General features: G+C 63.3%; 10 protein-coding genes. 7 read left to right on the top strand and 3 right to left on the bottom strand.

Features of this window, described 5'->3' with window-relative positions; translation table 11 throughout:
• The first annotated feature begins 55 nt into the window (after positions 1 to 55).
• From EJ079_RS03585 to EJ079_RS03570, 3 genes are all read left to right on the top strand, one after another.
• A complete protein-coding gene (locus tag EJ079_RS03585) occupies positions 56 to 304 on the top strand; it encodes a DUF6356 family protein (protein ID WP_127808107.1) in 249 nt (82 codons plus the stop codon).
• 15 nt (positions 305 to 319) lie between these two features.
• Entirely contained in the window at positions 320 to 1120 is an 801-nt protein-coding gene (locus EJ079_RS03580; protein ID WP_127266625.1) for a class II glutamine amidotransferase, read from the top strand.
• Between the two features lie 329 nt (positions 1121 to 1449).
• Complete coding sequence (locus tag EJ079_RS03570; RefSeq protein WP_127396465.1) at positions 1450 to 2823, top strand: amidase; 1374 nt, start codon at positions 1450 to 1452, stop codon at positions 2821 to 2823.
• Here the strand turns inward: EJ079_RS03570 and EJ079_RS03565 are convergent.
• Positions 2817 to 3890, bottom strand: coding sequence for an FAD-binding oxidoreductase (locus tag EJ079_RS03565; RefSeq protein WP_127808106.1), 1074 nt, complete (start codon positions 3888 to 3890; stop codon positions 2817 to 2819). The two genes, EJ079_RS03570 and EJ079_RS03565, sit on opposite strands and share 7 nt — an antisense overlap.
• Positions 3891 to 4126: 236 nt before the next feature.
• Here EJ079_RS03565 and EJ079_RS03560 point away from each other — a divergent pair, with 236 nt between their 5' ends.
• Positions 4127 to 5719 carry a peptide chain release factor 3 gene (locus EJ079_RS03560; protein WP_127808105.1) on the top strand — a complete coding sequence of 531 codons (1593 nt, stop codon included), beginning with the start codon at positions 4127 to 4129 and terminating at the stop codon, positions 5717 to 5719.
• A 76-nt stretch (positions 5720 to 5795) separates the two neighbouring features.
• On the opposite strand, the gene EJ079_RS03555 is transcribed toward EJ079_RS03560, so the two are convergent.
• On the bottom strand, positions 5796 to 6266 hold the full coding sequence (locus EJ079_RS03555) for a VOC family protein (protein ID WP_127808104.1): 471 nt from the start codon (positions 6264 to 6266) through the stop codon (positions 5796 to 5798).
• A 250-nt stretch (positions 6267 to 6516) separates the two neighbouring features.
• Between EJ079_RS03555 and ilvD the strand changes: the two genes are divergently transcribed.
• On the top strand, positions 6517 to 8361 hold the full coding sequence (gene ilvD, locus EJ079_RS03550) for a dihydroxy-acid dehydratase (RefSeq protein ID WP_127808103.1): 1845 nt from the start codon (positions 6517 to 6519) through the stop codon (positions 8359 to 8361).
• Positions 8362 to 8519: 158 nt separating this feature from the next.
• On the opposite strand, the gene EJ079_RS03545 is transcribed toward ilvD, so the two are convergent.
• Positions 8520 to 10274, bottom strand: a complete 1755-nt coding sequence (locus tag EJ079_RS03545; RefSeq protein ID WP_127808102.1) for an ABC transporter ATP-binding protein — start codon at positions 10272 to 10274, stop codon at positions 8520 to 8522.
• A gap of 169 nt (positions 10275 to 10443) precedes the next feature.
• Here EJ079_RS03545 and EJ079_RS03540 point away from each other — a divergent pair, with 169 nt between their 5' ends.
• Together EJ079_RS03540 and EJ079_RS03535 are read left to right on the top strand one after the other, a co-directional pair.
• Positions 10444 to 11733 carry an amidohydrolase family protein gene (locus EJ079_RS03540; RefSeq protein WP_127808101.1) on the top strand — a complete coding sequence of 430 codons (1290 nt, stop codon included), beginning with the start codon at positions 10444 to 10446 and terminating at the stop codon, positions 11731 to 11733.
• 87 nt (positions 11734 to 11820) lie between these two features.
• Positions 11821 to 12087: a hypothetical protein gene (locus EJ079_RS03535; protein ID WP_127267473.1), complete on the top strand. Its 267-nt coding sequence runs from the start codon at positions 11821 to 11823 to the stop codon at positions 12085 to 12087.
• Positions 12088 to 12125 lie beyond the last annotated feature (38 nt).

Here is a 12125-nt window from a genome sequence, read left to right as displayed (position 1 = left end):
CGAAGCGTGTCAGGATACTCATATCAGGAACTTGAAGCGCTGAAGGGGAACCAGCATGTCGGTCGCCAAGATTTTCACCTCTCACCCGGCCAAGGTCGGCGAAACCTATTTCAGCCACATGGGCTTTGCCGCCTGGTTTTCGTCGCGCCTGTTGATGGCGGCTTGTGCTGCGCTCGTTCATGCTTTCTTGCCATTTCTGTTTGAAACTACCGCCAGCCGAATCGTTCGCGAGCTTTACGAGCGGACGCACAACAGAGACACACACGCGATCAAGGAGCCTGCGGCTCTTATGGATCGCGCCTAGAGGACGACAGAAGCGATGTGCCGGTGGGCGGCCTATCTCGGTGAAGCGGTCTTTCTCGAAGACATCCTCACGGCGCCCTGTCACTCGCTGATCGCCCAGAGCCATTGCGCCCAGGAAGCGAAATCGCCGACCAATGGCGACGGCTTCGGCCTTGCCTGGTATGGCGACCGCCCAGAGCCGGGTCTCTATCGCGATATCCTGCCGGCCTGGTCCGATCCCAATCTGAAAAGCCTGTGCCGGCAGATCAAATCCGGCCTGTTCCTCGCCCATGTACGGGCGTCCACCGGCGGCGCCACCAGCCGCATGAATTGCCATCCGTTCATCTCCGGCGCCTGGTCGTTCATGCACAACGGCCAGATCGGCGGCTTCGAGAAGATCCGCCGCGCGCTGGAGAATTCGCTGTCAGACGCCGTCTTCGACCAGCGCGAAGGCACCACCGATTCCGAACTCTTTTTCCTGCTGATGATCGACGAAGGGTTGGCCGGCGATCCGCAAGGCGCGGTGTCCCGCGCCACTAGCCGCGTGCTCGAAGCCTCGCGCCGCGCCGGCCTCGAACCAGCGCTGAAGCTCACCGCCGCCTTCTCGGATGGACAGGCGCTGCATGCGGTGCGCTATGCCACCGACGCCCACGCGCCGACGCTCTACACCTCCGTCTTGCGCAAGGGCGGCGGCCGCTGCATCGTGTCCGAGCCGTTCGACCGCGAGGGCGGCGACTGGCAAGCGATCCCGCCATCGAGTTTTGTCACGATGACGCGGGACGGCATCAGCATTCGCCCGTTTGCTCCAGCGGCGGCAAAGCTGGCGCTGGTCGGGTAAGTTTCTTCGCCGGATCGCAAATGCTGCAAAGTCGCGGGCCAGCGCCCCCTCTGTCCTGCCGGACATCTCCCCCTCAAGTGGGGAGATTGGCAGCTTCGCCGACCGCGCGTTCTTGCAACGTTGAAGATTGGCGAAAGCCGTGACGCTATCCAATCTCCCCACTTGAGGGGGAGATGGCCGGCAGGCCAGAGGGGGGCGCCGTAGAGTGCCGACATCGGCAGCACAACTTCGATCAAGCACTAGCGAATACCGAATGCTCAACTCCGCTTGAAATCGCGCCGCGTTCCGCCAATTGGTCAGGCACGCGCGGCCAAGCCGGAGCATTCCTCATGGACATCGTCTTCTCCTCAACCGTCGATCTCGCTGCAGCCATCGCCAAGCGCAAAATCTCCGCCGTGGAAGCACTCGACGCCTATCTGGCGCAAATCGATGCGCACAACCATGCGGTGAATGCCGTCATCTCGCTCGACAGGGAAGGCGCCCGCGAGCGTGCCAAGAAGGCGGACGCTGCCCAGGCGCGCGGCGCCGCACCCGGACCTCTGCATGGCGTGCCGTTCACGCTGAAAGACATGCACGAAACGTCAGGCATAAGGACCACGGTCGGCTTCCCGCCCTTTGCCGACTATGTCGCCAAGCAGGACAGCCCGGTCGTCATCAGACTGAAAGCGGCCGGCGGCGTGCTGATGGCCAAGACCAATGTCGCGGCCATGCTTTCGGACTGGCAATCGAACAACCCGCTGTTCGGCCGCACCAACAATCCATGGAATCTCCAGCGCACGGCGGGAGGCTCCAGCGGAGGCGCGGCAGCGGCAATTTGCTTGGGGATGACGCCGTTCGACGTGGGCACAGACATGCAGGATTCGATCCGGCTGCCGGCCGCCTTTTGCGGTGTTTATGGCTTGAAGCCGACGGAGCATCGTGTCTCGCTGGCCGGTGCCTTCCCCGATCCCGGCGGTGCCGCGCGCAGCGTGCGGCTGATGTCCTGCCTCGGGCCGTTGGCGCGCAGCGTGCAAGATTTGGCGCTGATTTATCAAATCATCGCCGGCCCGGATGGAAGCGACACCGATCTTGCTCCGGTGCCGGTCCAGGATATGCCGAAGCTCGACCCTAGGACATTGCGCATCGCCTTCGCGCCGTCCTTTCCCGGCTTTCCGGTGGCCGGCGACATCAGCGCCGCGGTCGAAAACCTCGCAAGGCAGCTGCAATCGGCCGGTGCCCTCGTTGAGGAGGCAAAACTGCCGAAACTCGATCTGCACCACGATCTGGAGCAGGGCGGCGCGCTGATCGGCATGATGCTGGAGGCCGCCCAGCCGGAGTCCCCGGAGAACCCGACACCGGTCTCGCATTGGTTCGAGGCACTCGCCCGCCGCGACAGGTCCATTCTCGCCTGGGACCGGTTTTTCGAAAACCATGACGCGCTGCTCTGCCCGGTCGCCATGACTTCCGCCTTCCCGCATTGCGAGCCGGGCACGCCGATCACGGTCGACGGCAAGGAGCAGAGCTACTGGATGCTGCCGGCCTATGGCGCCGTCTTCAACTACAGCGGCCATCCGGCGCTTTCCATCCCATGCGGACAGGGCAGCGAGGGCTTGCCGATCGGCTTGCAACTGGTCGGCAAACGCTGGTCGGAGTCACAGCTGCTCGGCATCGCCAGGGCAATCGAACCACTGACCGGCGGCTTTCGGCGTCCGCCCGCCTATTGAGCGAAACGCGACAATCCATAAGGGGCAAGTAAGGGGTCGCGCTCGCCGTCGAGGATTTCCCGAGCGGCGAACAGGCCGATGGCCGGCGCCAACGTGATGCCGGAATGCATGACGGCGACATAGACACCGTCCAAGCCCTCGGCGCGGCCAATGATCGGAAAGCCGTCGATCGGCGTCGGCCGGTAGCCGACCGTGTGGAAATCGAGTTCCAACCCATCGCTGTCGCGCAGCATGGCCTTCATGGCCGCAAACAGGGCGTGGGCGGTGGCTTCGGCATCCATGCCCGGATCGGCTCCGCCAAAATCCGAGCCGGCGATGATGCGGCCTTCCGCCGTCTGGCGCATGTGCAGCCGCTCGGCCAGCACCAGCCCGTTGAGCAGCTTTTCGTGCGGTCGCGAATGGACGATCAGGCCGGGCGGCGTTTCGATCGGCAGGTTGATCCCGGCGGTCGCGGCGATCTCCGGCGAGCCAACGCCGGCCGCGACCACCACCTCGTCCGATGCAATCAGGCCATGCGATGTGTCGACACCGGTGATCCTGCCGCCGGTCTGGACCAGGGCCGTCACCGTGCTGGAGATGGTCTTCGCGCCATGTCGCTTCGCGTCTGCCAATAGGGCACGGACGGCGGCCACGGGCTCTGCGACACCTTCTTCGGCAACATGCAGGGCAAAATCCGGAAGCTCGGTGAGATTAGGTTCGATGCGCGCTGCACCGGCGCGGTCGACTTGGCTGATGCCATAGCCCCAGGCGGAATGTTCCGTGGCGTAGGTTTCCATGTCGGCCGCCGGTAAGTCCCAGCACAGGCCGCCGCACCAGATAAGCGGCAGGTCGGGCAGGTCCTGCGCCAGCCGCGACCATTCGGCCATGGCGCGGGTGCGCAGCCGGAAATAGGGCTCCGGATTGCCCCAGCTGGCGTTGATCCAGGCGAACGAATTTGGCGTCGCCACCCCACCGGCAGCACTGTCGGCAATCACCGTCACTTGCGCACCCGCTCTGCTCAGATGCCAGGCGGTGGAGGCACCGATGATGCCGGCGCCGATGACGATTACTTGTTTCGCCGCAGTCATGCTTGCTCCTCTTCCTCGTCATCCGGAGGGATGTTCATCCAGTGCCATCCCGGCAGCCGCTTGCCAACATCGCGCAGCGTAAAATATGCGGCAATGCACTGGCCGGAGCCACAGCACGACTGAGCTGTATGCTCTGACGGTGAGGCGGCGATCAGCAGCGCCCGAGCCGCCGGACCGGTCGACAGGCCGGCACTGCGCTGCTAGAAGCCCGGCCTGTCACACGGAAATCCCAGAGAATGCCCGAAGCAATAGAAGAAGAAGTGGCACGCCGCCGCACCTTCGCGATCATCGCGCACCCGGACGCCGGCAAGACGACGCTCACCGAAAAGCTGCTGCTGTTCGGCGGCGCCATCCAGCTCGCCGGCGAGGTCAAGGCCAAGAAGGACAAGATCCAGACGCGGTCCGACTGGATGAAGATCGAGCGCGAACGCGGCATCTCGGTCGTCACCTCGGTGATGACCTTCGAGTATGAGGACAATGTCTTCAACCTGCTCGACACGCCCGGCCACGAGGATTTCGCCGACGACACCTACCGCACGCTGTCGGCGGTCGACTCGGCGGTCATGGTCATCGATGCCGCCAAGGGCATCGAGCCACGCACGCTGAAACTGTTCGAAGTCTGCCGCCTGCGCGACATCCCGATCATCACCTTCATCAACAAGATGGACCGCGAAAGCCGCGATCCGTTCGAGATTTTGGACGAGATCGAACAGAAGCTGGCGCTGGATACTGCCCCCGTCACCTGGCCGATCGGCCGCGGCAAGAATTTTGCCGGCACCTATCATCTGGCGCTGAATGCCGTGCGCAGGGGCGACGCGGAGAAGGAACGCACGCCGGTCAACGGCCCCGATTCCAACCGCGTCGCCGGGCTGCTGCCCGAAAACGAGCGCGAAGCCTTCATCGAGGAACTGGAACTCGCGCGAGAAGCGTGCAGACCCCTTGATATTGAGGCCTTCCGCGAGGGCCATCTGACGCCGGTCTATTTCGGTTCGGCGCTACGCAACTATGGCGTGCGCGACCTGATCGAGGCACTCGGCGCTTTTGGACCGCCGCCGCGCGCGCAGGAGGCCGACACCCGCAAGGTCGAGGCGACCGAAGAGAAGATGACGTCCTTCGTCTTCAAGATTCAGGCCAACATGGATCCCAATCACCGCGACCGCATCGCCTTCGTCCGTGTCTGTTCGGGCAAGCTCGAGCGCGGCATGAAGGCCAAGCTGGTGCGCACGGGAAAACCGATGTCGCTGTCGGCGCCGCAGTTCTTCTTTGCCCGGACCCGCGTTACCGCTGACGAGGCTTTTGCCGGTGACGTCGTCGGCATCCCCAACCATGGCACGCTGCGCATCGGCGACACGCTGACCGAAGGCGAGGAGATACTGTTCCGCGGCGTTCCGAATTTCGCCCCGGAAATCCTGCGTCGTGTGCGCCTCGGCGACGCGATGAAGGCGAAAAAACTCAAGGAAGCGCTGCACCAGATGGCAGAGGAGGGCGTCGTGCAGCTGTTTTCGCCGGAGGATGGCTCGCCGGCCATCGTCGGCGTCGTCGGCGCGCTGCAGCTCGACGTGCTGAAGGAACGGCTGAACTTCGAATACACGCTGCCGGTCGAATTCGAGATGTCGCGGTTTTCAGTCTGCCGCTGGATATCGGCCGACGACAAAGCCGAGACGCTTCGCTTCATCGAGGCGCATCGCGGTGACATCGCCCGCGACCTCGACAATGATCCGGTGTTCCTCGCCCAGCACGCTTTCTCGCTGAACTACGAAGCGGAACGCTGGAAGGCGATCAAGTTTGCCACGATCAAGGACTATCAGGTCCGCGACAAGGCGGCGTAGGCGCCAGTTTTCCCTTCTCCCCGTTCACGGGGAGAAGGTGCCCGAAGGGCGGATGAGGGGCAGCGCCAACCCTCGACTATCCTCTCGCCGCTTCCTCGATCCTGGCGATGTCGATCTTGCTCATCTGCATCATCGCCGACATCACGCGGCCGGCCTTGGCCCGGTCCGGATCCAGCAGCAGGCGCGGCAGCTGCTCCGGCACAACCTGCCAGGAGACGCCGAATTTATCCTTCAGCCAGCTGCATTGCGACGGTTGGCCGCCACCTTCGATGAGCTTGTCCCAGAAGTAATCCACCTCTTCCTGCGTCTTGCAGTCGATCGACTGCGACATCGCCTCGGTGTGCTTGAACTGCGGTCCACCATTGAGCGCCTGGAATTGCACCCCGTCGAGTTCGAACGTGGTCACCAGCACCTTGCCTTCATCGGCGTGGCCTTCGGGCCAGCGCATTACGCTCAGCACCTTCGAATTCTTGAAGATGGAGACGTAGAAATTCATGGCCTCTTCGGCCAGGCCGTCGAACCACAGGCAGGTGGTGATCTTTTGCATGTCGTGCTCCTCGGGTTGTTTTGGTTGCGTTACGGCGAAACGGCTGACTCCGAACGTGGTGCCATTTCCATGTCGTCTGCCTAAGGACGGGCATGCAGTGCGCCATCCGACAGTGCTACGCATTTTTTTGAGAGAATCTGGCGCATTGCAAAATTGTGGCCAGACCGGGCTTGCGCGTCTATAACGCCTGCGGTCCGAATTCAGCTCCGCCGCGCCATGCATGGCTGTGGCCAGCCACCAAGGAAAAAACATGCCTGCCTATCGCTCCCGCACCACCACCCATGGCCGCAACATGGCCGGCGCTCGCGGCCTCTGGCGCGCCACCGGCATGAAGGACAGCGATTTCGGCAAGCCGATCATCGCGGTGGTCAACTCCTTCACCCAGTTCGTGCCGGGCCATGTCCATCTGAAGGATCTCGGCCAGTTGGTCGCGCGCGAGATCGAGAAGGCCGGCGGCGTCGCCAAGGAATTCAACACCATCGCCGTCGACGACGGCATCGCCATGGGCCATGACGGCATGCTCTATTCGCTGCCGTCGCGCGAGCTGATCGCCGATTCCGTCGAATACATGGTCAATGCTCACTGTGCCGACGCCATGGTCTGCATCTCCAATTGCGACAAGATCACGCCCGGCATGCTGATGGCATCGTTGCGCCTCAACATCCCGACCGTCTTCGTTTCCGGCGGTCCGATGGAAGCCGGCAAGGTGGTGCTCGCCGGCAAGACGCAGGCTCTCGACCTGGTCGATGCCATGGTGGCGGCCGCCGACGACAGGGTCTCCGACGAGGACGTCAAGGTCATCGAGCGCTCGGCTTGCCCGACCTGCGGCTCCTGCTCGGGCATGTTCACCGCCAATTCGATGAATTGTTTGACCGAGGCGCTTGGCCTGTCGCTGCCCGGCAACGGCTCGACATTGGCCACCCATGCCGACCGCAAGCGGCTGTTCGTCGAGGCCGGCCACCTGATCGTCGATCTCGCTCAGCGTTACTACGAACAGGATGACGAGACGGCTCTGCCGCGCAACATCGCCTCGAAGGGCGCCTTCGAGAACGCCATGACCCTCGACATCGCCATGGGCGGCTCGACCAACACCGTGCTGCACATCCTGGCTGCCGCGCATGAAGGCGAGATCGATTTCGATCAGGACGACATCGACGCGCTGTCGCGCAAGGTGCCGGTGCTGTGCAAGGTTGCTCCGGCCAAGTCCGACGTGCACATGGAAGACGTGCACCGCGCCGGCGGTATCATGGCCATCCTCGGCCAGCTCGACAATGCCGGCCTGCTCAACCGCGACCTGCCGACGGTGCACACGCGAACGCTGGGCGAAGCGCTCGACCATTGGGATATTTCCCGCACGACCAGCCAGAGTGTGCGCGATTTCTTCCTCGCCGCCCCTGGTGGCGTGCCGACACAGGTCGCTTTCAGCCAGGACCGCCGCTGGGACGAACTCGATCTCGACCGCGAGAAAGGCGTCATCCGCTCGACCGAACATCCCTTTTCCAGGGATGGCGGCCTCGCCGTGCTGAAAGGCAATCTGGCTCTCGACGGCTGTATCGTGAAGACCGCCGGCGTCGATGAATCGATCCTGAAGTTCACCGGCCCGGCCCGCGTCTTCGAAAGCCAGGATTCGAGCGTCAAGGCGATCCTGTCCAACGAGATCAAGGCCGGCGATGTGGTCGTCATCCGCTATGAAGGGCCGCGCGGCGGCCCAGGCATGCAGGAAATGCTTTATCCAACCAGCTATCTGAAGTCGAAAGGGCTCGGCAAGGCCTGCGCCCTGGTCACCGACGGCCGCTTCTCGGGAGGCACGTCGGGCCTGTCGATCGGCCATGCGTCGCCGGAAGCCGCCGAAGGCGGGCTGATCGGGCTGGTGCAGGAGGGCGATACGATCGAGATCGACATCCCGAACCGCAGCATCCGCCTGGCTGTCGATGAGGCGGAACTCGCTGCCCGCCGGGCGGCGATGGAGGCCAAGGGCGCCCTGGCCTGGAAGCCCGAGGAAAAGCGCAAGCGCAAGGTGACGACCGCCTTGCGCGCCTATGCCGCCATGGCGACCAGCGCGGCCAAGGGCGCGGTGAGGTTTGTGCCGGAATAAGGTTTGCGCCCAGGCCCCCTCATCCGGCCGCTACGCGGCCACCTTCTCCCCGCTGGGGACAAGAGGCTGGCGCCGGCGCTGACGATCTCTTCTCCCCTCGGGGGGAAGGTGGCCCGAAGGGCCGGATGAGGGGGCTGGCTCCAACATCCGGAACACCATCACGGCATCAACTGATACTCATAAAGCTTCTGGTAGAGCCCACCCTGCTTGAGCAAGGTCTTGTGCGGGCCGCTTTCCACCACCTTGCCGGCTTCGAGCACCACGATCGTGTCTGCCTGGTGCACCGTCGACAGACGGTGCGCGATGACGATCGTCGTGCGGCCTTCCGTCAATTGCTGCAGCGCGTCGCGGAACAGCGCTTCCGATTCGGCATCAAGCGCGCTGGTAGCTTCGTCCAGCAGCAGGATCTCGGCATTGCGCAGCATGGCGCGTGCGATCGAGATCCGTTGGCGTTGGCCGCCCGATAGCAGGCCGCCATTCTCGCCGACATCCGTCTCGTAGCCTTTCGCCTGTGCGCTGATGAAGTCATGGGCGTTGGCCGCCTTGGCGGCGGCGATCACCTCTTCGTCGGTCGCACCCTCGCGCCCAAGCCGGATGTTGTGCATGATGGTGCCGGCAAACAGGAACGTGTCCTGGCTGACATAGGCGATCTTTTCCCGCAGCGATGCGAGCGTCGCATGGGAAATATCCTGGCCGTCGAGCAGCACCTTGCCGCTCTTCGGGTCGTACATGCGCATGATCAGGTTCAGGACGGTCGACTTGCCGCCACCGGAAGGCCCGACCAGCGCCGTCATCTTGCCGGGCGCAAGCGTCAGATCGAACCTGTCCAGCACCGGCGGCCCGTTCTGATAAGCGAAGTCGACGGCGTCGAACCGGATCTCGCCCGGTCCGGCCAGAAGCGGCTTCGCGTCGGGCTTCTCGACCAGAGTCAGCGGCTGGTCGGCGAGCTCGAACATCATGCGCACGCCGACAATACCGCTTTCCAGCGATATGCGCACGCGCGCAAGGCGCTTTGCCGGCTCATAGGCAAACAGGAGCGCCCCGATAAAGGCCATGATGTTTCCCGGCATCTGGCCGCCCTGCAAGACCAGGAAGCCGCTGACGAAGATGGCCCCGGCAATTGCCAGCCCGGCTAGCGTCTCCATCACCGGGCTTGTCGCAGCCTCCAGCGTCGCGATGTTGTTGGCGCGGTTCTCGACGTCCGACACGGCCTTGTACATGCGGTTGCGCATTGCGCCTTCGAGGTTGAAGGATTTGACAACGCGGACGCCGATTGCCGTTTCCTGCATCACCTGCACGATCTGGCCGACCGAGCGAAACTCCATCGCGGCGAACTTGCGAACACGTTTGAGGATGCGGTTGACCCCGTAGATAGCCAAGGGGCCGACGACGAAGCAGATTATAGACAAGGCTGGCTGCTGCCAGACCATGACTCCTACCAGGACAACCAGCGACAACAGATCGCGCACATAGGACGTGACAACGAGGTCGAGCACGTTGCGCGCCGCCTGCGCATTGTTGGTCATGCGTGTGATCAGGTCGGACGACGAGGTCGAATGGTAGAATTCGATGCCTTGCGCCAGGATGCGGTCGTAGATCTTGCGCTGGCGGTCGGCGATGATGGCGTTGCCGACCCGGCTCATGAAATAGGCCTGGATGAAGTTGGCGAGACCCTTGAGAATGAAGATCGTGGCGACCCCCGCCGCAATCAGGTTGACGCGGTCAATCCGCTTGAAGACCACGAATTCGTCGGTGATCTCTTTGAGAATCCAGGCGCTGGCGCCGGTCGTGGCGGCCACCACAAGCATCGACAAGATCGCGGCGCCGTAGCCAAACCTGTGCTGATAAAAGGATTCCCGGATCAACCTCGCAACGAGGCGCTGGTTTTCCGTCGAGCGGAAGAAACGAAACAAACGGCGGATCCTTGAAACCGGGACAACGAAGGCGGCTTATAGAGGGAGTTGCGGCCGGATGGAACCATCCGCGGCCGCCGCGGACAAACCGCTGTTGCAAGCGGCATCGACGGGATGCGATTTTCAGCCTCGGCACTATCAGATGATTCTTTTGACGGGATGACGACAGATGGCTTTCGACCTTATCGTTCGCGGCGGCACACTGCCTGATGGCAGGGTTGCCGACATCGGCATCAACGGTGAGACGATCACGGCGATCGAGCCCACCCTGCAGGGTCCTGCGCGGACCGAGGTCGACGCCCGCGGCAATCTGGTCTCGCCACCCTTCGTCGATCCGCATTTCCACATGGACGCGACGCTCTCCTACGGCATTCCGCGCATCAACGCGTCGGGTACGCTGCTCGAAGGCATTTCGCTATGGGGCGAGTTGAAGCCGCTTTTGACGCATGAGGCGGTGCGTGATCGCGCATTGGCCTATTGCGACTGGGCGGTGTCGATGGGCCTGCTCGCAATCCGTACCCATGTCGATGTCTGCGATGACAGGCTGCTGGCGGTCGAGGCGCTGCTCGAGGTCAAGAAGACGGTCGCCCCCTATATCGACCTGCAACTGGTCGCCTTCCCGCAGGACGGGTTTTATCGCTCGCCAACGGCTCGGGAGAACACCATCCGCGCCTTGGACATGGGCGTCGACATCGTCGGCGGCATCCCGCATTTTGAGCGCACCATGGCCGACGGCACGCGTTCGGTAACGGAGTTGTGCGAGATCGCGGCCAGGCGCGGCCTGATGGTCGACCTGCATTGCGACGAGACTGATGATCCACTGTCGCGTCACATCGAACAGCTTGCGTATGAGACGCAGCGCCTTGGTCTGCAGGGCAAGGTCGCCGGTTCGCACCTCACCTCGATGCATTCGATGGACAATTACTATGTCTCGAAGCTGCTGCCGCTGATCGCCGAGGCCGGCGTCTCGGTCATTCCCAATCCGCTGATCAACATCATGCTGCAGGGCCGCCACGACACCTTCCCGAAGCGCCGGGGCCTGACTCGGGTCAAGGAAATGCTGGCGCTCGGCATTCGCGTCGGCTGGGGCCAGGATTGCGTGCTCGATCCCTGGTATTCGCTAGGCACCGCCGACATGCTCGATGTCGCCTTCATGGGCCTGCACGTCGCTCAGATGTCGAGCCCGGCCGAGATGGCGCGCTGCTTCGACATGGTCACCAACGTCAATGCCGCGATCATGGGCCTCGATCATCTCGGCCTGGCGGTCGGCAAGCGCGCCAGCCTGGTCGTCCTCGATGCCGGCAATCCGGTGGAGGCCCTGCGCCTGCGCGCCGAACGCCTGTGCGTCATCGCCAGGGGCAAGGTGGTGGCGGAGCGGACGAAGCAGGAAACCAGGCTGTCCATCGACGGAAGGCCGGTACTTGTGAACCGACGGCACCATTCGCATCAGGACCAATAGGACACCGCATCTGCATCAAGGGTCTGAGCTTCGCCCGTCCGGAAATAAGTCCACATAAAGGCTCCACTTTTATTCGAGGAGGATTCCATGTGGCGCAAGACTGTGATGGCGGTGGCGTTGACGGTGCTTTGCACCGGCTGCACGACGGTGACGGCAGAGGACCGCCGCGCCGCCGACGAAGCGAAATGCCGGTCCTACGGCTTCGTCAAGAAGAATGACGCCTTTGCCGAGTGTCTGCAGCGCATCGATCTGGAGCGGCGTGCGGAGCTCAGACGCACCCCGGCTTTCGACCCCTGGGACAGGCCGGTGATCTATCGGCCCATTATTCTCAGGCCGCAGCCAAAAGGGAACTGAATCGCGCAGACCCAGCCGATTCCCGAGGCTGGCCTTGC

Origin of the sequence: Mesorhizobium sp. M7A.F.Ce.TU.012.03.2.1, from assembly GCF_004006095.1 — a bacterium.
Classification (GTDB): domain Bacteria; phylum Pseudomonadota; class Alphaproteobacteria; order Rhizobiales; family Rhizobiaceae; genus Mesorhizobium.
Note: the sequence above shows the minus strand (reverse complement) of the source record. Positions and strands in the feature narration are given on the sequence as shown.